This window comes from Hoeflea sp. 108, from assembly GCF_000372965.1.
Taxonomy (GTDB): Bacteria; Pseudomonadota; Alphaproteobacteria; order Rhizobiales; family Rhizobiaceae; genus Aminobacter.
Genome location: NZ_KB890024.1, coordinates 4,587,277 through 4,609,575 on the forward strand (window position 1 = coordinate 4,587,277; position 22,299 = coordinate 4,609,575).

21 protein-coding genes are annotated in these 22,299 nt (G+C 63.0%); 8 read left to right on the plus strand and 13 right to left on the minus strand.

The annotated features are described in order from the left end of the window. Positions 1-71: 71 nt before the first annotated feature. Positions 72-965: a LysR family transcriptional regulator gene (locus tag B015_RS0122810; protein ID WP_018430063.1), complete on the plus strand. Its 894-nt coding sequence runs from the start codon at positions 72-74 to the stop codon at positions 963-965. Here the strand turns inward: B015_RS0122810 and B015_RS0122815 are convergent. After that, positions 944-2,140 (minus strand): MFS transporter, encoded by a 1,197-nt coding sequence (locus B015_RS0122815; RefSeq protein WP_018430064.1) that lies wholly within the window; start codon positions 2,138-2,140, stop codon positions 944-946. The genes B015_RS0122810 and B015_RS0122815 overlap by 22 nt on opposite strands. A 374-nt stretch (positions 2,141-2,514) precedes the next feature. Here B015_RS0122815 and B015_RS0122820 point away from each other — a divergent pair, with 374 nt between their 5' ends. Then, on the plus strand, positions 2,515-3,318 hold the full coding sequence (locus B015_RS0122820) for an SH3 domain-containing protein (RefSeq protein WP_026227618.1): 804 nt from the start codon (positions 2,515-2,517) through the stop codon (positions 3,316-3,318). Positions 3,319-3,475: 157 nt separating this feature from the next. On the opposite strand, the gene pyc is transcribed toward B015_RS0122820, so the two are convergent. The 7 genes from pyc to B015_RS0122855 all read right to left on the minus strand — a co-directional run bounded on the left by pyc (position 3,476) and on the right by B015_RS0122855 (position 13,338). Beyond that, positions 3,476-6,934, minus strand: a complete 3,459-nt coding sequence (gene pyc, locus B015_RS0122825) for a pyruvate carboxylase (RefSeq protein ID WP_018430066.1) — start codon at positions 6,932-6,934, stop codon at positions 3,476-3,478. Between the two features lie 191 nt (positions 6,935-7,125). After that, entirely contained in the window at positions 7,126-8,244 is a 1,119-nt protein-coding gene (locus B015_RS0122830; protein WP_018430067.1) for a branched-chain amino acid ABC transporter substrate-binding protein, read from the minus strand. 137 nt (positions 8,245-8,381) lie between these two features. Next, entirely contained in the window at positions 8,382-8,729 is a 348-nt protein-coding gene (locus B015_RS0122835) for a DUF6867 family protein (RefSeq protein ID WP_018430068.1), read from the minus strand. An 11-nt stretch (positions 8,730-8,740) separates the two neighbouring features. Further along, complete coding sequence (locus tag B015_RS0122840; protein WP_026227619.1) at positions 8,741-9,469, minus strand: ABC transporter ATP-binding protein; 729 nt, start codon at positions 9,467-9,469, stop codon at positions 8,741-8,743. Beyond that, complete coding sequence (locus B015_RS0122845) at positions 9,466-11,040, minus strand: ATP-binding cassette domain-containing protein (RefSeq protein WP_018430070.1); 1,575 nt, start codon at positions 11,038-11,040, stop codon at positions 9,466-9,468. Before B015_RS0122845 ends, B015_RS0122840 begins: the two co-directional genes overlap by 4 nt. Next, positions 11,040-12,431, minus strand: coding sequence for a high-affinity branched-chain amino acid ABC transporter permease LivM (livM, locus tag B015_RS0122850; protein ID WP_018430071.1), 1,392 nt, complete (start codon positions 12,429-12,431; stop codon positions 11,040-11,042). Before livM ends, B015_RS0122845 begins: the two co-directional genes overlap by 1 nt. Positions 12,432-12,435: 4 nt before the next feature. Beyond that, positions 12,436-13,338, minus strand: coding sequence for a branched-chain amino acid ABC transporter permease (locus tag B015_RS0122855; RefSeq protein WP_018430072.1), 903 nt, complete (start codon positions 13,336-13,338; stop codon positions 12,436-12,438). Positions 13,339-13,931: 593 nt separating this feature from the next. Here B015_RS0122855 and B015_RS0122860 point away from each other — a divergent pair. Then, positions 13,932-14,579 carry a GntR family transcriptional regulator gene (locus tag B015_RS0122860; RefSeq protein WP_245262250.1) on the plus strand — a complete coding sequence of 216 codons (648 nt, stop codon included), beginning with the start codon at positions 13,932-13,934 and terminating at the stop codon, positions 14,577-14,579. Here B015_RS0122860 and B015_RS0122865 read toward each other — a convergent pair. Continuing rightward, a complete protein-coding gene (locus B015_RS0122865; protein WP_040456354.1) occupies positions 14,576-14,875 on the minus strand; it encodes a hypothetical protein in 300 nt (99 codons plus the stop codon). The genes B015_RS0122860 and B015_RS0122865 overlap by 4 nt on opposite strands. A gap of 237 nt (positions 14,876-15,112) precedes the next feature. Further along, the gene (locus B015_RS0122870; protein WP_018430075.1) at positions 15,113-15,691 is read right to left on the minus strand and encodes a hypothetical protein; all 579 of its coding nucleotides are present in this window, start codon (positions 15,689-15,691) and stop codon (positions 15,113-15,115) included. Here B015_RS0122870 and B015_RS0122875 point away from each other — a divergent pair. Both B015_RS0122875 and B015_RS0122880 read left to right on the plus strand, forming a co-directional pair. Further along, positions 15,680-16,321: a hypothetical protein gene (locus B015_RS0122875; RefSeq protein WP_157632813.1), complete on the plus strand. Its 642-nt coding sequence runs from the start codon at positions 15,680-15,682 to the stop codon at positions 16,319-16,321. The two genes, B015_RS0122870 and B015_RS0122875, sit on opposite strands and share 12 nt — an antisense overlap. A 1-nt stretch (position 16,322) precedes the next feature. Further along, the gene (locus tag B015_RS0122880) at positions 16,323-16,550 is read left to right on the plus strand and encodes a helix-turn-helix transcriptional regulator (protein WP_018430077.1); all 228 of its coding nucleotides are present in this window, start codon (positions 16,323-16,325) and stop codon (positions 16,548-16,550) included. Between the two features lie 151 nt (positions 16,551-16,701). Here B015_RS0122880 and B015_RS0122885 read toward each other — a convergent pair whose 3' ends face one another. Further along, positions 16,702-18,198: a CoA-acylating methylmalonate-semialdehyde dehydrogenase gene (locus tag B015_RS0122885; protein ID WP_018430078.1), complete on the minus strand. Its 1,497-nt coding sequence runs from the start codon at positions 18,196-18,198 to the stop codon at positions 16,702-16,704. Between the two features lie 220 nt (positions 18,199-18,418). On the opposite strand from B015_RS0122885, the gene B015_RS0122890 reads away from it, so the two are divergent. The 3 genes from B015_RS0122890 to B015_RS0122900 are packed head-to-tail and all read left to right on the plus strand — an operon-like array spanning position 18,419 to position 20,394. After that, on the plus strand, positions 18,419-19,300 hold the full coding sequence (locus tag B015_RS0122890) for a LysR family transcriptional regulator (protein WP_018430079.1): 882 nt from the start codon (positions 18,419-18,421) through the stop codon (positions 19,298-19,300). Positions 19,301-19,358: 58 nt separating this feature from the next. Then, complete coding sequence (locus tag B015_RS0122895) at positions 19,359-19,988, plus strand: sigma factor (RefSeq protein WP_018430080.1); 630 nt, start codon at positions 19,359-19,361, stop codon at positions 19,986-19,988. Positions 19,989-19,992: 4 nt separating this feature from the next. After that, on the plus strand, positions 19,993-20,394 hold the full coding sequence (locus B015_RS0122900; RefSeq protein ID WP_018430081.1) for a VOC family protein: 402 nt from the start codon (positions 19,993-19,995) through the stop codon (positions 20,392-20,394). A gap of 2 nt (positions 20,395-20,396) precedes the next feature. Here B015_RS0122900 and B015_RS0122905 read toward each other — a convergent pair whose 3' ends face one another. Both B015_RS0122905 and B015_RS0122910 read right to left on the minus strand, forming a co-directional pair. Next, positions 20,397-21,752, minus strand: a complete 1,356-nt coding sequence (locus B015_RS0122905; protein WP_343123003.1) for a D-amino acid dehydrogenase — start codon at positions 21,750-21,752, stop codon at positions 20,397-20,399. Next, positions 21,749-22,291 (minus strand): hypothetical protein, encoded by a 543-nt coding sequence (locus B015_RS0122910; RefSeq protein WP_018430083.1) that lies wholly within the window; start codon positions 22,289-22,291, stop codon positions 21,749-21,751. Before B015_RS0122910 ends, B015_RS0122905 begins: the two co-directional genes overlap by 4 nt. Between the last annotated feature and the right edge of the window lie 8 nt (positions 22,292-22,299).

The window sequence follows — 22,299 nt, forward strand, 5'->3', positions numbered from 1 at the left end:
CCTCATTCTCGTCATGCGCTGGCGAATTGAAATTGCTTGATTTTGGAACTCTGTCATTCATTATTGAATAGATGTCCGAGATCGACTGGAACCTCATTCGCAGCTTCGTGGCGGTCGCAGAGAGCGGCAGCCTGTCAGCCGCAGCCCGCAAGCTCGCAGCCAGCCAACCGACGCTGGGTCGGCATATCGCCGAATTGGAACAGGCGCTTGACGTGACGCTGTTCCGGCGCGGACGACAGGGTTACGTGCTGACCGAAGCAGGCAGCCTGTTGTTCGAGCGTGGCCGCGCCGTCAGCGCCGAGGCAACCGCTTTCTCCCGTCTGGCGCTTGGCTCGGTCGAGGCCATAGAAGGCACCGTTCGCATTGCCGCCAGCGAGATGGTGGCCGCCCATGTTCTGCCGTCGATGCTGGCCCGGCTGGGGATCGACGAGCCCGGCATCGAGATTGAGATCGTTGCCTCGAACCAGGTCGAGAACCTGCTGCGCCGCGACGCCGACATTGCCATCCGTATGGTGCGGCCGGCGCAGAACGAACTGGTGGCACGCAAGGTGACCGATATCCAGCTGCGTTTCTGCGCCACCTCAGACTATCTGGAGCGCCGCGGCCGCCCGGCTAAACCGCACGAACTCGGCGATCACGACCTGATCGGCTTCGACCGCAGCGACGAGATGGTGCGGGGCTTCGAGCATTTCGTCCCCGGCATCGATAGGCATGGGTTCCGCCTGCGCAGCGACAACCACATCGTGCTCTGGCAGGCCGTGCGATCTGGCAACGGCATTGGCATCGGCCAGGAGCCGCTCATCCACCATGAGCCGCGGCTGGAGGTGGTGTTGGCCGACCTGCCTTTGCCTGTTCTGCCTGTCTGGCTCGCCATGCACCGCGACGTGCGCGCCAGCGTCCGCATCCGCCGCGTCGCGGATTTTCTTCACGACAGCCTGAAGGCCTATTCGGCAGGCGCTGCCTGAGGCACTGCACGGAAGTCGGCATGGCGGGCGAGCCCCGCCATCGTGCAGACGACCACGAGGAAGCCTGACAGCACGATGAAGACCGTGGAGAAGCCGATGTGCCCGGCAACGAAACCGATCGCCGACGGCGCCACCAGAATACCGGAATAGCCCATGGTGGTGACCACGCTCATGCCGACATTGGGAACCACGCCCGGCTGGTTGCCGGCGGCGGAGAACGCGATCGGCACCATGTTGGCGACGCCCATGCCGCACAGGGCGAAGGCGACGATGGCGACCCATGGATTGGGTGCGAGACCGGCCGCAAGCATGCCGCTGGCGGCGATCAGTGCCGAAACCCGCAGCGTGTTGACGGCGCCGAAGCGGTTGCGCACCCCATCGCCGAGGAACCGCATCAGCGCCATGATGCCGGAGAAGGCAGCAAAGGCGAAGCCGGCAGTGGCGATGTCCGCACCCAGTTCCTGCTTGAGATAGAGCGCGGCCCAGTCGAGCACCGCCCCCTCTGGTATCATCGAAAACAGCGCCATGATGCCGACGAGATAGATGACAGGCAGACGCGGCAGGCGGAAGTGATGGTGTTCATGCGCGACCGGCTTGTCCTCGGTGACCAGGTGGCGCAGGGCGAACGCAGCCATGAGGCCTGCGGCGACCGTGACGAAGCCGGCATGGGCGAGATGGCCATAGTTGAGGATGATGATGCCACCCAGCCCGCCACCGGCAAAGCCGCCGAGGCTCCAGAAGCCGTGCGACGACGACATGATGGCGCGCGACAGCTTCTTTTCGACGGCCACCGCATTGGCGTTCATGGCGACATCCATGGCGCCGATGGAACCGCCGAAGATGAACATGGTGAGTGCCGCGACCCAAACATTGGGCGCCAGCGCCACCAAAAGCAGCGCAAAGACGACGATCCAGGCAAAGCCGATGACGACCGGACGCGAGCCGCGCTTGGACATCAGATAGCCCGAGAACGGCATGGCCGTCAGCGCACCCAGACCGAACACCAGGATGAGCAGGCCGAGCACGAATTCGCTGATCTCGAGGCGGCCGAGCAGCAGCGGGATCTGCGGCGCCCAGCTTCCGGTGACAAAGCCATTGGTGAAGAAGGCTGCAGCCACGGCCCAGCGGCCGCGCTTGGCGATGAGGCTTGTGTTCATGGCATTCTTGGCGTCCATCGAGTGCCGCTCCTAGCACAGGAACCCTGCTGCCGAAATCGATTTCAGGGGATCGAAGGGCTCGGATTCAAAATGTTACCGGACGTCGCCCCGCCGGACGGCGCACTTCTTCGCTTGCGTGCAAGGATAATTAAATCGATTTAATACGCCGTCAAGGCGCTTTGGATGCGAAGTGTTGGGCCAGCCTGGTAACAAAGGTTAACGGCTGCCCGAATTCCGTCGAATAGCTCGGCTAGGCGGACAGTCGAGAAACTGCGGCGGGACAGGCAACACACCCCGATTTCGCAATTGTTTCGACGCCTTGCATGCCAAATCGGGTTGGGGGTCGGCTCCGGCATTGTCGCCGAGGCTGTACCAGTGTGGAGTCTTGTACCATGAATACCCCCATTCTCCGGTTCGCCGGGATTTCGAGCGGCTTGGCCGCCCGTTTGCCTCGTCCGCGGCTGTCGAAGCCTGACGTCGCATTGCTCGGTGCGGCCGGCGCAGTGGCGCTCGCCATTGTCGGCTTCGGATTTGTCGGCAACCAGGCGCCTGACACGATGGAAACCGCAGCAGTCCTGCCCCCTCGCCTGGTGCTGCCCCAGACGGCCAAGGTCATCCCGCCGCTGCAGAAGCCAACGGAAAGTGCCCCGATGCGGGCGCCAGTCGCGACCAACAACACCCATCTGATCGAACCGGCCAAGCCTGCAGTGGCCGATGGCCAGCTGACGCCAGGACCGGACGAGCGCAACACCGCACGGGCAACGATGCAGGCGGACGTGCCCGACGCCTCGGGCACCGCCTCGATCGTCCCGCAGCGAGGCGCATCGAACGTACAGGTGGCCGAGACCGAGGCGGATGTCGCCAAGCTTGAGGCGGCCACCGGCATGCTGGACCAGGTGCCTGAGCCGGCAAGCATCCAGCCGGTCACTCCGAGCGCTGCCCCCGACACCAAGCTCGCAGCCGTCAGCCAGCCCGACCTCAAGCCGGCCAAGGTGACCAAATACGTCAATCTGCGCGATGGGCCGGCCGATGAGGCGCAGGTGCTGACGGTCGTACCAGCCAATGCCGACATCGATGCCGAGGCCGACTGCGGCTGGTGCACCGTCGTCTACAAGGGCCAGCGCGGCTACGTCTACAAGAGCTTCATCCGCCGCGGCGCAGCCGAAGAAGCGGCCGCAGGCCAGGGACTTTTCTAAGCCTCGTGGATCGGAAGCAAGCCGGGAGCCCCTGAGGGCGCCCGGCAGGATAGAGCAATTCCAGGAAAAGTGCGCAGCGGTTTTCCGTCCGGAATTGCGCAAAAACAAAGAGATAGAGAGATTCCGCGATTCGAAGAAAAGCGGAAACTCTCTAGGATCAACCGTAGACCACCAGAAGGTCCTTGGCGTCGATCTGGTCGCCGGCGCGCACGAGCACTTCGGTGATGGTGCCATCGCGCTCGGCGTGCAGTGCGGTCTCCATTTTCATCGCCTCGATGGACAACAGCACGTCGCCGGCCTTGACCGGCTGGCCGGCGGCCACGGCCAGCGTCGAGACCACGCCCGGCATCGGTGCCCCGACATGGGCGTCATTGCCGGCCTCGGCCTTGCGGCGCATCTTCGAGGCGCCCGCGCCATGCGCCCTGTCGGGCACCTTGACGCGCCGTGGCTGACCGTTGAGTTCGAAGAACACGGTGACCATGCCCTTTTCATCGACATCGCCGACGGCAAGGCAGCGGATGACAAGCGTCTTGCCCTTTTCGATGTCGACGAAAACCTCGTCCTCCGGCTGCATGCCGTAGAAATAGGTCGGCGTCGGCAAGACACTCACCGGCCCGTAGGTCTCCTGGGCGTGTGCGAAGTCCGAGAACACCTTCGGATACATCAGCCACGAGGCGAACTCGTTTTCCGACAGCTTGCGGCCGAGCTTGCCTTCGATGTCCTTGCGGCTGGCCTTGAGGTCAGCCGGCTTGAGCAGCGAACCGGGACGGACGGTGATCGGCGTCTCGCCCTTCAGCGCCTTCTTCTGGAGCGCAGCCGGCCAACCGCCAGGCGACTGTCCGAGATCGCCGCGCAGCATCGACACGACGGATTCGGGGAAGGCGATGTCCTTGGCCGGGTTCTCGACATCAGAGACGCTGAGATCCTGGCTCACCATCATCAGCGCCATGTCGCCGACCACCTTTGACGACGGCGTCACCTTGACGATGTCGCCGAACATCAGGTTGACGTCGTGATAGGCCTGCGCCACCTCGTGCCAGCGGGTCTCGAGCCCGAGCGAGCGGGCCTGCTCCTTGAGATTGGTGAACTGCCCGCCGGGCATCTCGTGCAGATAGACCTCCGAGGCCGGCCCCTTCAGGTCGCTCTCGAAGGCGGCATACTGATTGCGTACCGCTTCCCAGTAGAAGGAAATGCGGCGGATCCATTCCGGCGCCAGGCCGGGATCGCGATCCGAACCGCGTAGCGCCTCGACGATCGAGCCCAGGCACGGCTGCGAAGTGTTGCCCGAGAAGGCGTCCATTGCCGCATCGATGGCGTCGACGCCGCTCTCGACCGCCGCCAGCACCGTTGCCGCCGACAGGCCCGAGGTGTCGTGGGTGTGGAAGTGGATCGGCAGGTCGGTCGCTTCGCGCAGCGCCTTGAACAGCACCCGCGCCGCCGCCGGCTTGAGCAGGCCGGCCATGTCCTTGAGCGCGATGATGTGGGCGCCGGCAGCTTCCAGTTCCTTGGCGAGTCCGACATAGTATTTCAGGTCATACTTCGCCCTGTTCGGGTCGAGGACGTCGCCGGTGTAGCAGATGGCCGCCTCGCACAGCTTGCCCTCTGCGCCGATCGCATCCATCGACACACGCATGTTGTCGACCCAGTTCAGGCAGTCGAAGACGCGGAACAGGTCGACGCCGCCCGATGCAGCCTGGCGCACAAAGTGCTGCACGACATTGTCAGGGTAGTTGGTGTAGCCAACGCCGTTGGCGCCACGCAGGAGCATTTGCAGCAGGATGTTTGGAGCTGCCTTGCGTACCTTGTCCAGCCGCTCCCAAGGATCCTCGGTGAGGAAGCGCATGGCGACATCGAAGGTCGCACCACCCCAGCATTCAAGCGACAGCAGCTGCGGCAGGGCGCGCGCATAGGTGCCGGCGATCTTGGCGATGTCGTGGGTGCGGACGCGGGTCGCTAGCAGCGACTGGTGGCCGTCGCGCATAGTCGTGTCGGTGACCAGCACCCGCTTCTGCGCACGCATCCAGGCGGCGAATTTTTCCGGGCCGAGCTCGTCGAGCATCTGCCGGGTGCCGTCGGGAACCGGGCCGGTGAACCACGGTACGACAGGCGCGGCAGCCTCCGGATTGGGCGCAGCACGGCCGCGCGTTTCGGGATGGCCGTTGACCGTGACGTCGGCGAGATAGTTCAAAAGTTTGGTGGCGCGGTCCTGTCGCTTGACCTGGGCGAACAGCTCGGGCGTCGAGTCGATGAACCTGGTCGTATAGGAGTTATCGTGGAAGGCCGGGTGAGTGATGATCGCTTCGAGGAAGGTCAGGTTCGTCGCCACGCCACGGATGCGGAACTCGCGCAGCGCCCGGTGCATTCGCGATATCGCCTCGTCCGACGTCGGCGCCCAGGCGGTCACCTTCTCCAGCAACGGATCGTAGAACCGGGTGATGACCGCACCGGAATAGGCTGTACCGCCGTCGAGCCGGATGCCGAAGCCGGTGGCACCGCGATAGGCGGTGATACGGCCATAGTCGGGGATGAAATTGTGCTCGGGATCCTCTGTGGTGATGCGGCACTGAAGCGCGTGGCCGTTGAGGCGGATGTCGGCTTGGGCAGGCACGCCCGATTCCGGCGTGCCGATGGCAAAGCCGTCGAGGATATGGATCTGCGCCTTGACGATGTCGATGCCCGTCACCTGCTCGGTGACGGTATGCTCGACCTGGATGCGCGGATTGACCTCGATGAAGTAGAACTTGCCGGTGTCGGCGTCCTGGAGGAACTCGACGGTGCCGGCGCCGATGTAGCTGGTTTCGCGCGCGATCTTGAGCGCATAGCTGCACAGCTCCTGCCGCAGTTGAGCGGACAGGTAAGGTGCCGGCGCGCGTTCGACTACCTTCTGGTTACGGCGCTGGATCGAGCAGTCGCGCTCGAACAGGTGCACGGCGTTGCCGTGGGTGTCGCCCAGAACCTGTACCTCGACGTGACGGGCGCGCTCGACCAGCTTTTCGAGATAGACCTCGTCCTTGCCGAAGGCGGCCTTGGCCTCGCGCTTGCCCTCCGTCACCTCGCGGGCCAGATCGGCCTCGGAACGGATGGCGCGCATGCCGCGGCCGCCACCGCCCCATGACGCCTTGAGCATGACCGGATAGCCGATCTGGGCAGCAAGCTTCTTGACCTCGTCCATGTCGTCCGGAAGCGGGTCGGTGGCGGGCACCACCGGCACGCCGACCTCGATGGCGAGATTGCGCGCGGCGACCTTGTTGCCGAGGCGGCGCATCGTCTCCGGCTTGGGGCCGATAAAGGTGATGCCGTTCTCGGCACAGGCCTCGGCGAACTCCGGGCTCTCCGAAAGCAGGCCGTAACCGGGGTGGATGGCGTCGGCGCCGGACAGCTTGGCGACGCGCATGATCTCGTCGATCGACAGGTAGCTCTCGATCGGCCCCATGTCCTTGGCGAGCCAGGGACCGCGGCCGACCTGATAACTCTCGTCGGCCTTGAATCGATGCAGCGAGTATTTATCCTCTTCCGCCCAGATCGCCACGGTTTTGAGCCCCAGCTCATTGGCCGCGCGGAAGACGCGGATGGCGATTTCGGATCGGTTGGCGACGAGGATCTTGCTGATCGGCACGTAAACTCTCCAGGCTCCGGAATTTCAGGGGCGGCGAATGATTAGCGCGATTATGTTGCAGCGCAACCAAAAATGCGCACCCTTAAACCGATTTAAATTCCGTTGGGTCAGAAAGCCTGATTATGCCTGCCGGCAAACGAAAAATGCCCGGCGCTGAGCGCCGGGCATTGTCGTAATCGAAGCAGCGAAGATTACTTCTGCTGCACGTAGGTGTACTTGCCGTCGGCGCCCTTCTGCCACTCGTACATGACGTAGCCGGGCAGCTTCGGATCGCCCTTTTCGTCGAAGGCGAGGTCGCCCAGAGCGGTCTTGAACGGACCCTTCGCCTTCATGGCCTTGGCCACTTCCTGCGGATCGACCGAGCCGGCCGCCTTGGCGGCGTCGGCGATCACCTGCATCGCGGCATAGGCGTAGAGCGTGTAGGCTTCAGGCTCGAAGCCCTGGGCGCGGAACTTCTCGACCAGATCCTTGTTCTCGGGGATCAGGCGCGGATCGGGACCGAAGGTGTTGAGGGTACCGGCAACTGCGTCGCCGGCGATCGAGGCGAGTTCGTTCGAGACGATGCCGTCACCCGACACCAGCGTTGCCTTGAGGCCCTGGTCAGCCGACTGGCGGATGATCAGGCCGGCTTCGGTGTGCAGGCCGCCCCAATAGATGATCGAGACGCCGGCTTCCTTCATCTTGGCGATGAGGGCCGAGAAGTCCTTGTCGCCGACATTGACGCCTTCGTACATGACTTCGGTGACGCCGGCGGCGTTCATCGCCTTCTTGGTTTCGTCAGCGAGGCCCTGGCCGTAAGGCGTCTTGTCATGGATGACGGCGATCTTGGCATCCTTGAACTTCGAAGCGAGATAGGCGCCGGCAATGCCGCCCTGCTGGTCGTCACGGCCGCAGGTGCGGAAGGTGTTCCACAGGCCGCGCTCGGTGAACTTCGGGTTGGTGGCCGCAGGCGTGACTTCGAGGATGCCGTTCTCAGCATAGACTTCCGAGGCCGGGATCGAGACGCCCGAGTTGAAGTGGCCAACCACGAACTTCACGCCATCGGCGACAAACTTGTTGGCGACCGAGATGCCCTGCTTCGGATCGGAGACGTCGTCGCCGACCACAACCTTGATCTGCTCGCCATTGATGCCGCCAGCAGCGTTGATGTCGGCAGCGGCCTGCTCAGCGCCCTTCTGGAGCTGGGCTCCGAAAGCGGCGTTGGGGCCGGTGATCGGACCTGCCACAGCGACAAGTACGTCGGCCCATGCGCTGCCGCTGAACGCCACGAGCGCGGTCAGTGCAACAGCCGACAAAAGTGACTTTTTCATTGAAACACTCCCATTATTTGAGCGGGCGTGGATGTTCTTTCATGCGATGCCCACCCATATCGCAGAAAGGTGAGTTTGCCGATTTTCCGGCAGTTGTCACGCCGATTCATTGGCGAATAGGCGCCGGTAGAAACCCCTCAAGACTTTGGGCGCCAAGAAAGAGGCGATGCCTTTTCATAGAGCCAATGGTATTGATTCACCATCTGGTTGGTGCGCGTGTATTTATAGCCAAGCGTTGCAAACACGAGCAGAACGATAGTGTCGACAATGTAGAACTGCAGCGTGAACATCGTGCCATCGAACAGGGCGTGGTGGATGAAGCGTATGCCCACCCCCAGACCGAGGATGTAGAGCACGAGCTTGCCGTAGCTGCGCCAGGTCTGGGCGCAGGCACGCCCCGTCATCCAGGCTGCCCATCCGCCCAGCAGGCAGCTGACGAAAATGAACTGCCAGACCGAGGCTTCCTCGTAGAGAATGCCGTGCATGATCGTATCTCCTAGTGGCGGCCGCCTTCGAGATAGGCCGCCCGAACCTCGGGATTGGCGAGCAGGTCCTTGCCGGTGCCACTCATGGTGACGACGCCGTTGACCATGACATAACCGCGCGTGGCGAGCTTGAGCGCGCCAAAGGCATTCTGCTCGACCAGGAACACAGTCAGGCCCTGGGTGCGGTTGAGCTCGCGGATGGCATCGAAAATCTGCTTGACGATCAGCGGCGCAAGACCAAGAGACGGCTCGTCGAGCAAAAGCAGCTTGGGCCGCGCCATCAGCGCACGGCCGATCGACAGCATCTGCTGCTCACCACCCGACAGCGTACCGCCGCGCTGGCTGATGCGTTCCTTGAGGCGTGGGAACAGCGCAAACACCTTTTCGACGTCCTCATCGTAATGCTTGAGGTTGTCGAGGCTCGCGCCCATCTGCAGGTTTTCCATCACCGTCATGCGCGGGAAGATGCGCCGCCCCTCGGGTGACTGCGCAATGCGCATCCTGGCGATCTCGTGCGTCGGCATTTCGGTGATGTCGGTGCCGGCGAAGTTGATGGTGCCGCGGCGGGCCCGCGGGCTGCCGAAAATGGTCATCATCAACGTCGACTTGCCGGCACCGTTTGCGCCGATCAGCGCAACGATCTCGCCCTCGTTGACCGAGACATTGACCCCGTTCAACGCACGGATGTTGCCGTAGTAGGTCTCGACACCCCTGATATCGAGCAACGTCTTAGCGGTCACTTGCCACCTCCGCGCTTGGCTTTCGCCGCCTTGGCCGCGTCACGCACCAGCGTTTTGGCCTGCCCTACCCAGTCTTCCCGTCCGATGCGACCCTCGAAGGCGAGATACGCCTCGGCAGCGGCAACATCGGCCTTCGTCCACGACGCAATCTGGTCGAGATGGAAGATGCCGTGCTCGTTGAGCTTCTGCTCGTTGACCGGCCCGATGCCCTTGATGCTGACGAGCCGGTCAGCCACGCCCCCGCGTGGGGCTGCAAGCACGTTGGCAATTGCCTTGGGGGCAACTGTCTTGGCGGCGGGCTTGGACACTGCGGACTTGGCGGCGGACGCCTTGGCCGGCGCCGTAACCGGCTTCGTTGCCGGCGCAGCTACCGTGGCCTTTGCTGCCGGCTTTGCAGGAGCTTTGGCATCCGCCTTTGCCGCTACCGGTTTGGCAGCCGGCGTGGTGAGCGCAGGAGCCTTGACCGCGGCCTTAGGCGCCGGGGTCGTTTTGGCCGCCGGCACCTTGGCGACAGCAGGCTTCGTTGCGGCGGGCTTCGCCGAACGAGTGGCCAGCGCCTCGACCTGAGCCGCCTTGGAGGCAGCTTTCGAGACCGGCACCGTCTCGCCATGCCCGTCACTGTGGCTGATGGTATCGGTGATAGGCCCAGCCATCATCGAAGCCGAAGTGCTGGGACCATGGGCCGGATCCGGCACACCCTCGAGTTCCTCGATGACCTGCTCGTCGCCCACCTCTGTCAGCACCTCGCCGACCTCTTCGTCGTCGACGCCGAGATAGGCGGCGATGACCTTCGGATCGGTCCTGACCGAAAGTGGATCGCCGTCGGAAATCTTGCGGCCATATTCCAGAACCACGACGTGGTCGGAAATCTGCATGACCACCGACATGTCGTGCTCGATGAGCAGGATCGACGTGCCGGTATTGTTCTTGATGTCCATGAGCAGCGTGTTGAGCGCAAGCGACTCCTTCGGATTGAGACCGGCGGCAGGCTCATCGAGGCACAGCAGCTCCGGACCGGTGCACATGGCGCGTGCAATCTCGAGGCGGCGTTGCGCACCATAGGGCAGATCGCCGGCCGGATCGTCGGCACGATCGATAAGCTCGGCCTTTTCCAGCCAATGCTTGGCGATCTCGACCGACTCGGCCGAAGCCGCCCGGTAGCCGCCCAGCCCGAGCAAACCCATGATGGTGTAGCCCGAGGCCTTCATCAGCTTGTTGTGCTGCGCCACCAGCAGGTTCTCGAGCAACGTCATGCCCGAAAACAGCCGGATGTTCTGGAACGTACGCGCCACCTTGGCCTTGGCCGTGATCTGGAAGTCGGGCATGCGCTCGAGCAGGAATTCCCCACCCTCGCGGCCGTTGAACCGGATCATGCCTTCGGTCGGCTTGTAGAAGCCGGTGATGCAGTTGAAGACTGTGGTCTTGCCAGCACCGTTCGGACCGATGAGCGCGGTGATCTCGCCGCGCCTGACCTCGAAGGACAGATCGCCGATGGCGACCAGGCCTCCGAACTTCATCGACAGATGCTCGACCTGAAGGATCGGTTTGTTCATGGAAGCACTCGCATTCATCAGCCGTGTCCTTCCTTGGTGAAGGCGCTGGAGACGGCCTTGCGCACGTTCAGGAATGCGGTGGGCTCTCGACTGCCGACGAAACCTCGGGGCTTCCACAGCATGACGATCACCATGGCCATGCCGAACAGCAGCATGCGGTAGAGTTCAGGCGTGAAGTCGTTCCCGAACACCAGCTTCAAGAACTCCATTTCGCGCAGGATTTCCGTACCGCCGATCATCACGACCGCAGCCACCGCGATACCCACCAGCGACCCCATGCCGCCGAGAACGACGATGGCAAGGATGATGGCCGATTCGATGAAGACGAAGGACTCCGGCGACACGAAGCCCTGGCGCGCGGCGAAGAACGAGCCGGCGAAACCGCCGAACATCGCACCCGTGGCAAAGGCCGTCAGCTTGGTCGTGGTGGTGTTGATGCCGAGCGAGCGGCAGGCGATCTCGTCCTCGCGCAGTGCTTCCCAGGCGCGGCCGATCGGCATGCGCCGCAGGCGGATGGTGACGAAGGCCGTCAGCAGCGCCATCAGCAGGATCAGATAATAGAGGAAGATCTTGTAGTAGGCGCCGGACTGCGCGATTCCAAGCACCTTGGCGATGTAGTTCGGATCGGAAACGTTGAACGACATCAGCCCGAAGAAGCTGACCTTTGGAATGCCCGAGATGCCGGCTGCACCGTTGGTGACTTCGCGCCAGTTGATCAGCACGAGACGGATGATCTCACCGAAGGCCAGCGTAACGATCGCCAGGTAATCGCCGCGCAGGCGCAGCACCGGGAAGCCGAGCATGACGCCCCAGAAGGCAGCCATGATGCCGGCGACCGGCAGCAGGATCCAGAACGACCAGCCCAGATGCGTGGCCAGAAGCGCATAGGCATAAGCGCCGACGGCATAGAAGGCGACATAACCAAGGTCGAGCAGACCGGCCAGGCCGACGACGATGTTCAGGCCCCAGGCCAGCATCACATAGATCAGGATCTGGATGCCGAAATTGTCGACCCACTTGAGCGAGCCCTGGAAGCCAAAAAGCAGGACCATCAGCACCGGGTAGATGAACAGCACGCCGATCGCGATCTTGGTGAAGTTCTTGCGGACAAAGCCCTCTTCCTCGGCAATCGGTGCAGCCCTGGCTCGCTCGGCCTTGCGGCGGTCGATAGCCGGCTGAATGAAAGCCGTCATCACGAAGCGGCCAATCATGACCAGGGCGACAACGATGATGAGCAGACGCCAGCGAGGAACCAGGATCAGTTCGTTGCGGATGTTCTGATCGGTCCTGAGGCCGATGAACAGGAAGAACAGGCCGAAGGAGATGGCACCGGCATAGAGCGCCTCACGGAGGCCACGCTGTATCGGGGAGGCGGTCTCTTCGTGTGAGGCTTGGGCGATATTGACCATGTTGTCAGACCTTCTCGACTTCGGGCCGGCCGAGGATGCCGGAGGGCAGGAAGATGAGCACGATGGCGAGGATCGAGAACGCCGCGACGTCCTTGTAGTCGATCGAGAAATAGGCTGACCACATGCTCTCGATGAAGCCGATCATCAGGCCGCCGAGCATCGCACCGGGCAGCGAGCCGATGCCGCCGAGCACTGCCGCCGTGAAGGCTTTGACGCCTGGCACGAACCCGTCCGAGAAGGCGACGACGCCGTAATACATCAGGAACAGCGTTCCGGCGACTGCAGCAAGGGCTGCACCCATGATGAAAGTGATGGAGATGGTGCGATCGACGTCGATGCCGAGCAGCGCCGCCATCTTGCGGTCCTGCTCGCAGGCGCGCTGGGCGCGGCCGAGGGCGGTCTTGTTGACGAGGTACCAGAACAGCGCCAGCAACGCGACGGTGACGACGACGATGATGATCTGCTTCAGCGAGATCGAGATGCCGCCAACGTTGTAGACCTGACTGACCATCGGCGGGATCGGCTTGTTGCGCGGACCCTGAGTAACCTGGACGAAGTTGGACAGCGCGATCGACATGCCGATGGCGGTGATCAGCGGCGCCAGACGGAACGACCCGCGTAGCGGCCGGTAAGCCACCTTCTCGATCGTCCAGTTGTAGAGGCTGGTCAGCAGCATCGCCACGACCATCATGACAAGCAGCGCGATGACCACAGGTACCGAAACGAAGAACGACGTGAGGATCAGGAACACGATCAGAGCGGTAAACGCCCCGAGCATGAAGATGTCGCCATGCGCGAAATTGATCATGCCAATGATGCCGTAGACCATCGTATAGCCGATCGCGATCAGGCCATAGATGGACCCCAGCGTCAGCCCATTGACCAGCTGCTGGACGAAATATTGCATATGGATGCGGCTCCCCTGGAACGTCGCGCCAAGCGCGCATTCCTTTTCATATTTCCCCTAGTCCTAAAGTTTCGAGCCTGGATTGCAACGTGATTTTTCCATCCCGTCGCCGCTTGTCGGACTGCCGTTGCGGCAACCTCTGTTCTTATGGTGTCCAGGCCCTGGACCATCGCGAAACCTAGCATTGGCTCAACGCAATGTCTTTGCCGATTCCGGCCATATTGCGCGCCTTGATCGAAGAATGTAGCGCCAAATTGCCAAGCTGCAACAGTTCCTTGCGCTGCTCTATCGATCTCGGCTGCCAGATTGTCTAGACATATTGGCAGCATTGACCCTGCGTTATCAGACTATTGGACTATGTGCGGGAGGGTGACGCCACCCATCGGCCTCAATCGCAGCGAGGCAGGCGGAGGGCGATCCGGGTACCCCTCGCCGGATGCCGCCACCAGGGTCGGGAACGCATCGGTGACCCATTCACCGAATGCCGCAGTTGATATATCAGAGATATATACTGGAAGTTCCGCGCGGCTTTTCGTTTGCAATCTGACCTGATATATCAACTATATATCATCACGTTTTCAATGGATTCGGTCATGCCAGCTGAGAAACTGGAACCGGCAGCAATGCGGGCTTATCACGAGCTGGAGCGGCTGATCGTGACGCTCGAACTTGCACCGGGCAGCATCGCCACCGAAGGCTCGCTGATCGAACTGCTGAGCCTCGGCCGCACTCCGGTGCGCGAGGCGATCCAGCGACTGGCATGGGAGGGTCTGGTCGAGATCAGGCCGCGCGCGGGGCTCGCAATCGCATCGCTGCACGCCGGTGACTGGCTCCGCGTCATCGATGCACGCCGCGGCGTCGAGACTCTCCTGGCGCGTTCGGCCGCCCGCTTCGTCACCCGCGATGCTGTCGACCATTTCCATGACGCGGCACTGGCCGTGCAGAAGGCCGTGATCGCCAATGACGTCCAGGCCTTCCTTGCCGCCGACAAGGCGCTCGACGCGGCACTGGCGGTCGCCGCAGACAACCAGTTCGCGTCGCGGCTCGCAGCACCTTTGCAGGCACATGGCCGCCGCTTCTGGTTCCGCTACCGGCGCGAGACGGACCTCGCCGCACTCGCCGAACATCGCGTTGCTCTGATCCGTTCGGTTCTCGACAATGACGAGGACGCCGCAGCGGCAGATGCCGATCGGCTGATGACCATGCTGCGCGTCCACGCCGAAGCGACGGCGACACGCTAGCCGGCGGCGATGACGGCCAGCGTGTTTTCCCAGCCGTCGCCGGACGCGACAATGCAGCTGCGGCCTTTCACGTCGGTCATCAGCATCGTCCAGGTGCCGCCAGCAGAGACGAAGACCTCGATCACCGCCTCGCTGCCGATCACGCCGTAGCCAACGCGCCGCTCCTGAAACGCCGCCGACAGCCTCTCCACGAGATCGTTGTGGACGCCGCAGAGCTGCTGCGCCTGCGCCGGCATCGCCAGTGCCGCGCCAAGCGCGGCCATCCTTACCCATCGAAACGAAAAATAGCGTGCCATGTGGCACCTCCTTTGCCTTCGCGTTCCGGCAATGGAGGCACATGTGCCGCCTCAGCGCGCCGGAACGATCCAGGCCGGCTTCGACGTCTTCATCGCGTCGCTCCTTTCTGGTTTCCGGTCTGTCGCAGGGGAACCTGTCGAGGTTCTCCTGGATTCGATATGGGGACGCCCCCGCCCACACACAAGCAGCCCAGCCTGCATCTACGCTGGGCGCTCGTTCGGCTCGAATTCGCCAGCTCAACACATCGGCAGTTTGGCGATAGCGTCCGCCGGCAGCAGCTTCCTCAGATTCACCGACGACATCCGGAAATAGTCCTCGTCCGGTTTGCTGCGCATGTAGAGTTCGGCAACCAGCGCACCGGGATTGATGGCGCCGTCGCGGCACCCGCCGCTGATCGTCACGGATATGCTGCCATGCCCGTCCTTCCTGCCTGTCGCCTGGAAGGCGCGTGCCTTGGCCTGCGCAGCAGCCAGCCGCGCTACATCGGCTTGAGCAATGCGAGCGACCTGGATTCGTTCGAAGGAAGGGCTGGCTGACACGCCCGGTGCATTGTCACCGGCAACGATCTCGAGCGGCAACGTCTCGTTGACGGGGCCATAGGGCGCCGGCGCGTCCATGGCGAAATGCAGCACGACATCGCCGGTGCGCAACTTGAGCGGAACCGGCATGACGGCCGCGACACTCATCTGCTCAGGTGCGATGTCAAGCGGATTGAGGCCGACAAGCTTGGTCAGCGCCATCGGGCTGAGTGAAGCGCAGGCGGTCAAGGCGATCAGCCCGGACAGCGCCACAATCGAACGTATATGAATGGTCATACCGTCTCCATATGGTTGTTTGACAGCGCTGAATTATTGTTTTACGATAATTTATACAAGTGGAATTTGAAGAGGTTGGGAATGAAGGCCGCACGCGAACGTGCCCGGCTGTTGGGCCGCAGGATGGAACTTCTGATTGCCGTGTTGATGGGCGTGGTCATCCTGCTTGTCGGTTGCGGCCTATGGGTTGCGTGGACGGATCCGTCCTGGCTGGGCAGAATTCTGCTCCAGAACATGGCGCTGCCAGTGCCTCAGGCATTTTCGTCCTCCGCCATCCTGCTGCTGTCGATCACCTTGCTGGCACAGGCAGGCTTGATGATCTGGGCGCTTCAAACGCTTCGCGGCGCCTTCCGCGAGATCGGACAGCATGACATCGTCAGCTCGGAAGGCGCACGACTGATGCGCCTGTCGGGCGTGGCCTTCCTGGCCAACGCCGTGGCCATGCTGCTTGCCCCGCCTGTCGTCTCGCTGATCGTCAGCCTGGATATGCCGGCCGGACAGAGGTTCCTCGCCATCAGCATCGGCACACCGGAGCTGCTCGCGCTGATGGTGTCAGGCATACTCATCGTCTTCGGCCACCTGCTGGCCGTGGCCGCAGAGATCGACGACGACAATAAACGGTTCGTCTGACATGCCCATCGTCGTCAATCTCGATGTCATGCTGGCGCGCCGCAAGATGCGCTCCAAGGAGCTCGCCGCCAAGGTCGGCATCACCGAACAGAACCTGTCATTGCTCAAATCGGGCAAGGTGAAGGGCGTTCGCTTCTCGACGTTGGCGCGCATCTGCGCCGAGCTCGAGTGCCAGCCGGGCGACCTGCTGGAATACCAGCCGGGCGAGGAAGAAGAAGACGAAACGTAAAACGGGCGCCTACTGGGCGCCCGCTTCATTTCCGTCTCAGTGATGGATCAGTTCATCGTCGGGATGATGAACTCCGCACCGTCCTTGACGCCCAGCCGCGCGCCCGCAGCCGCATCGCGGCGAGGACGCGCAAAACAAGGAGCCATCGGGCTTAGTTCATCGTCGGGATGACAAACTCCGCACCGTCCTTGACGCCCGACGGCCAGCGCGAGGTAACCGTCTTGGTCTTGGTGTAGAAGCGGAACGCATCCGGGCCGTGCTGATTGAGGTCGCCGAACGACGAGGCCTTCCACCCGCCAAAGGTGTAGTAGGCGATCGGCACCGGGATCGGCACGTTGATGCCGACCATGCCGACCTGCACGCGCGAGGCGAAATCGCGGGCCGCATCGCCGTCACGGGTAAAGATGGCGACGCCGTTGCCCATCTCATGGTCATTGGCGAGCTTGATGGCGTTCTCGTAGGTAGGTGCACGCACCACCGACAGGACCGGCCCGAAAATCTCTTCCTTGTAGATGCGCATGTCTGATGTGACGTTGTCGAACAGGCAGCCACCCATGTAGAAACCGTTTTCGTAACCCTGCATCTTGAAGCCGCGGCCATCGACGACGAGCTTGGCACCTTCCTTCACGCCGATGTCGACGTAACCCTTGATGCGCTCCAACGCCTCGCGGGTGACGACCGGGCCGAAGTCGGCCGACGAGTCGGTCGACGGGCCGACCTTCAGGCTCTCGACACGCGGGACCAGCTTTTCCATCAGCCGCTCGGCCGTGTCGTGACCGACAGGAACGGCAACCGAAATCGCCATGCAGCGTTCGCCGGCCGAACCGTAGCCGGCGCCGATCAGCGCGTCGACGGTCTGATCCATGTCGGCATCCGGCATGATGATCATATGGTTCTTGGCACCGCCGAAGCACTGCACGCGCTTACCGTTGGCGCAGCCGCGGCTGTAGATGTACTGGGCGATCGGGGTAGAGCCGACAAAGCCGACGGCCTTGATGTCGGGATCGTCGAGGATCGCGTCGACAACCGTCTTGTCGCCGTTCACGACATTGAGGATGCCGGCAGGCAGGCCTGCTTCGAGGAACAGTTCGGCAATGCGCAGCGGCACGCCCGGGTCGCGCTCGGACGGCTTCAGGATGAAGGCATTGCCGCAGGCAATCGCCGGCGCGATCTTCCAGAGCGGGATCATCGCCGGGAAGTTGAATGGAGTGATGCCGGCGACGACGCCGAGCGGCTGGCGCATCGAGTAGACGTCAATGCCGGGGCCGGCACCATCGGTGAACTCGCCCTTCATCATGTGCGGGGCGCCGATGCAGACTTCGACGACCTCGAGGCCGCGCTGGATGTCGCCCCTGGCGTCGGCGATGGTCTTGCCGTGCTCGCGGGCCAGCAGTTCGGCCAGCGAGTCATATTCCTTGTTGACCAGTTCGAGGAAGCGCATCAGCACGCGCACGCGGCGCTGCGGGTTGGTCGCGGCCCAGGCCGGCTGTGCCGCCTTGGCGTTTTCGACGGCAGCGCGCAGTTCCTGCGCCGAGGCCAGTGCCACCGTGGCACGGACCGTACCATCCATCGGCTGCAGCACGTCCTGCTTGCGCCCGCTGGTTCCGGCGACATGCTTGCCGCCGATGAAATGACCGTAGTCGACCATTGCTTCTCTCCCAATTCTTTGTTGATGGCCCATTGTCCCGCTTAACGCGCGCCAATGCAACGTGACGACAAAAGCACCCGTTGTGCAAAAATCGTAGATCAAACTTGGATTGAATGTGATTTCATGCATAGTAGGCTGAACGGATGACGAAGCTCGACATGGCCAATCTGCCCGGACGCCACCTGCCCTCTATGCGCCCCCGCGCGGGGAGGCAAAAGCCATGAACTGGGACGACGTCCGCATCTTCCTCGCCGTTGCGCGCACCGGCCAGATCCTCGGCGCAGCACGGAGACTAGAGCTCAACCACGCAACTGTTTCGCGTCGCGTCGCAGCCCTCGAAGAGGCACTCAAGACAAAGCTGTTCAGGCGACTGACGACTGGCAGCGAGCTGACGCCGTCAGGCGAACGCTTCCTTGAAATCGCCGAGCGCATGGAAGCGGACATGCTGACTGCGCGCGCCGAGATTTCAGGCGAGGGTGACGAGGTCGCCGGAACTGTACGCATCGGTGCGCCTGACGGCTTCGGCGTCGCATTCCTGGCGCAGCGTCTCGGCGAACTGACGGCCCTGCATCCCGACCTCAAGATCCAGCTGGTGCCAGTGCCGCGCACATTCTCCCTGTCGCGCCGCGAGGCCGACATTGCTATCACCACCGAGCGGCCACGCGAGGGCCGGCTGGTTGCCGCCAAGCTGGTCGATTATTCGCTCGGGCTGTTCGCTTCGCGTGCCTATGTCGAGCAGAACGGGCTGCCCGATACGCGTGGCGACCTGTCAGCGCATCGGCTGATCGGCTATGTGCCCGACCTGGTGGTTAGCCCATCGCTCGACTACGCCACCGAGTTCAGCCCCTTGTGGGAATCGGCCTTTTCGATCTCCTCGGCATTGGGTCAGGTCGAGGCGGTGCGCTCGGGCGCCGGCATCGGCATCCTGCATACCTTCATCGCCCGCACCATTGCCGACATCGTGCCGGTGACATCGGTGCCTTCGATCCGCCGCGCCTATTGGCTGGTCTATCACGAGTCGGTCCGTCCCCTCCGGCGCATCCAGACCGTGGCGAGCTTCATCACCAAGGCGGTCGAACGCGAGCGAACGCTGTTCACCTGACGGCTTCCGACAATCTCTCACATCCGCTAACGTGGTACGCCGATGTGAGGAGTTTGGCTTGCTATCGCGTCCCTATGCCGAACTGTTGCGTCATGCGAGGCGCGCCTCCAGACGTGCCGACGAGGCCGAAGACCTGCTGCAGACCGCACTCGTTGCCGCGGTGGAGGCCGGCAAGACCGACCTGTCGAAGCCCGAGAACCGCCGCTGGCTGGAAGGGGCAATACGGCATCGCGCCGCTTTCGACGCCCGGTCCGCAATACGGCGACGTCAGCGCGAGCAGCCTTTCGCGGTCACGGCCTGCGAGCCCGCTGACAGGCAGGCGCTGCCGCTACGCTTCGTCAACGCCCTCCCCGCAGGTCTCCGCACGACGGCATTGCTGGCGTTGACCGGCCACACACGCCAGGAGATCGCCTGGCTTCAGCGCATTGCCGATGCCGCACTGCGCCAGCGCATCAGCGAGATCAGGCGACGCTGGCGCGCCTTCGACGGCGGCACGATCGAGGATCTGCCCGGACTTTCAGGCCCCCTCGCCTTCGGGCGCATCAGACGCTCACTGCTTGAAGCGGCCAGGCAGCAAGGGGCACTGCTCGCGAGCCACGATCCCGACGGGCATCTTTTCGTGATCGGCACCTCACAAAATCCGGGTGCGCGGCAACTAAGGCTACGTGCAACCAAAACCACGGAGTGACCAAATGTTTGGCAAGAGCAAGCTGGGCAACATCTGCTACTATGTCTCGGACATCGACAAGACCGAGGCTTTCTATCGTGTCGTCATGGGATTGGATGTCCAGCGCATGGAAGGCGACGGCGAGACAGGCGGCGACTGGCTCATCGCCAGCACCGTCAACGGTGTCGACCTGATCTTTTTCAAGATGGAATCGCGCCCCGGCAACTCGCCGATCATCGTCTTCGAGATCGCCGACGGCGGCATCGACGACCTGGTGTCGTCTCTGGCCGGGCAAGGCGTGACCATCGTCACCCCGGTTAGTCACGCACCGGGAGGCTGGTCATCCGAGTTCGCCGACCCCGACGGCCACGTGATTTCGATGTACCAGTCGGCGGAAGCGCCGCGTTCGCTGAAGAATGTGGCCTGACCTCAAGCCCAGTAGCGCTGCGGCCCTAGGCCGTCAGCCTCGATCTCCGGCTGCCGGCCGGAGATCGTGTCGGCCAGGATTTTTGCCGAGCCGCAGGCCATGGTCCAGCCGAACATGCCGTGGCCGGTGTTGACGAACAGGTTCGGCAGCTTGGTCCTGCCGACAATGGGTGGGCCATCTGATGTCATCGGCCTGAGCCCGCACCAGAAACTGGCGTCGCGCAGATTGTCGACACCCGGAAAGAGCTCGCGCAGCGACCGTTCGAGCAAGTCACGACGCTCTTCGCGCAAGGTCACGTCGAAACCAGACATCTCGAGCGTGCCACCAATGCGGATACGGTCGCCGAGCCTCGTGATGGCAACCTTGTTCGTCTCGTCGATGACGGTCGACACTGGTGCTGCCTGCCCGTCGGCAACTGGAAGCGTCAGCGAGTAACCCTTCAGCGGATAGACCGGCACGCGCTGGTGGAGCTTGCGCATGAAGCGCTCCGAATAGGGGCCCGCCGCAAGAACGAAAGCGTCACCCTCGGTCACGCCCTCCGATGTCACGATGCGATGAACCTTGCCTTTCCAATGCGGAAAGGCATGAACCCTTGTGTTGTATTTGAAAACCACGCCGCGGCTGGCGCACAAGTCGGCCAACCGCTCGGTGAACAGCCGGCAATCTCCGGTCTCGTCGTCGGGCAGGCGCAACCCGCCTGAAATCCTGTCGCGGGCAGCGGCCAGCCCCGGCTCGGCGTTGATGCAACCTGCAGCATCGAGGATTTCGTAGGGCACCTGGAACCGGTCGAGCACGGACGTATCGGCAGCGGCACGGTCGAGCTGTTCCTGGCTGCGGAAGAGCTGCAGCGTGCCATGGCTGCCTTCGTCGTAGCTGATGCCGGTCGCCTGCCGCAGCACCCTCAGCATGTCACGGCTATATTCGGCGAGCGGCATCATCAGCGCCTTGTTGGCCTGATAACGCTCGGCCGTGCAGTTGCGCAGAAGCTGCGCCAGCCAGCGCCAGAAAATGGGATCGAGGTTCGGCTTGAAGACGAACGGGCTGTCCTTGCGCAACATCCATTTGAGCGCCCTGAGCGGGGCGCCCGGTGCGGCCAGGGGCGAGGCATAGCCGGAAGAAATCTCCCCGGCATTGGCATAGCTCGTCTCCTGGGCCGGGCCTTTCTGGCGGTCGTAAACGACCACCTCATGCCCGGCTTCGGCGAGATAATAGGCGGTCGTGATCCCGATCACGCCGCCGCCGACAACCACAACCCTCATTTCGCCCCCAGGTACGCGGTCCTTAGAAAGCTCGCGCACAAGCTCAAATCCCTGCAACAGCCCAGCAAATGCGGGACACCGCAGATGGCGCTGCCTCAGGCAGCCGAAGGCCCGGGATCGTCGCCGCTGTCCGAGGTGTGCCGGATTTTTGGCCGAACGCCAAGTGGCCTCGGCTCGTCAGCGCTGAACACCAGCACCGGAAAGCGGCGTCCCGCCATCTCCGCAACGGGCTCGGCCTCAGTGATTCCCGGTCGCGACGCCTCGGGCTGATAGAGGATATCGTCGACGCGAATGACCTCCGTTGTACCACGGCCGCGGTCGACCGACATCGACTGGCCTTTGCGCAGGCCGAGCAGCGCAAGGCCGCGCGGCACCGTGATCGGGATGGTGAGCCCCACCATGCTGTCCATCGGGCCCTGCGTGACAACCCGGGTGTGGGCCGAGCCGCCGTCGACCGAGAAGACCACACGGCTGTTCAGCGTCACCACATCGGGATCGGCTTCGTTCGAAAACACCACCTGCGCCGAAGCAAGCTTGCAGCGCAAAAGTTCGACGAGCGGACCACCCGACCAGGCCAGGCGGTCAAGCATCGTCTTGACTATGGCGAAGTCCTTGGTCGTCAGCTGACATTTGGTCATGGCAAAAC

Coding starts and splice junctions, on each gene's coding strand:
- B015_RS0122810 (WP_018430063.1), top strand. CDS start 72: ATGTCCGAGATCGACTGGAACCTCATTCGCAGCTTCGTGGCGGTCGCA.
- B015_RS0122815 (WP_018430064.1), bottom strand. CDS start 2,140: ATGGACGCCAAGAATGCCATGAACACAAGCCTCATCGCCAAGCGCGGC.
- B015_RS0122820 (WP_026227618.1), top strand. CDS start 2,515: ATGAATACCCCCATTCTCCGGTTCGCCGGGATTTCGAGCGGCTTGGCC.
- B015_RS0122830 (WP_018430067.1), bottom strand. CDS start 8,244: ATGAAAAAGTCACTTTTGTCGGCTGTTGCACTGACCGCGCTCGTGGCG.
- B015_RS0122835 (WP_018430068.1), bottom strand. CDS start 8,729: ATGCACGGCATTCTCTACGAGGAAGCCTCGGTCTGGCAGTTCATTTTC.
- B015_RS0122845 (WP_018430070.1), bottom strand. CDS start 11,040: ATGAATGCGAGTGCTTCCATGAACAAACCGATCCTTCAGGTCGAGCAT.
- livM (WP_018430071.1), bottom strand. CDS start 12,431: ATGGTCAATATCGCCCAAGCCTCACACGAAGAGACCGCCTCCCCGATA.
- B015_RS0122855 (WP_018430072.1), bottom strand. CDS start 13,338: ATGCAATATTTCGTCCAGCAGCTGGTCAATGGGCTGACGCTGGGGTCC.
- B015_RS0122860 (WP_245262250.1), top strand. CDS start 13,932: ATGCCAGCTGAGAAACTGGAACCGGCAGCAATGCGGGCTTATCACGAG.
- B015_RS0122865 (WP_040456354.1), bottom strand. CDS start 14,875: ATGGCACGCTATTTTTCGTTTCGATGGGTAAGGATGGCCGCGCTTGGC.
- B015_RS0122875 (WP_157632813.1), top strand. CDS start 15,680: ATGAATGGTCATACCGTCTCCATATGGTTGTTTGACAGCGCTGAATTA.
- B015_RS0122870 (WP_018430075.1), bottom strand. CDS start 15,691: ATGACCATTCATATACGTTCGATTGTGGCGCTGTCCGGGCTGATCGCC.
- B015_RS0122880 (WP_018430077.1), top strand. CDS start 16,323: ATGCCCATCGTCGTCAATCTCGATGTCATGCTGGCGCGCCGCAAGATG.
- B015_RS0122885 (WP_018430078.1), bottom strand. CDS start 18,198: ATGGTCGACTACGGTCATTTCATCGGCGGCAAGCATGTCGCCGGAACC.
- B015_RS0122890 (WP_018430079.1), top strand. CDS start 18,419: ATGAACTGGGACGACGTCCGCATCTTCCTCGCCGTTGCGCGCACCGGC.
- B015_RS0122900 (WP_018430081.1), top strand. CDS start 19,993: ATGTTTGGCAAGAGCAAGCTGGGCAACATCTGCTACTATGTCTCGGAC.
- B015_RS0122910 (WP_018430083.1), bottom strand. CDS start 22,291: ATGACCAAATGTCAGCTGACGACCAAGGACTTCGCCATAGTCAAGACG.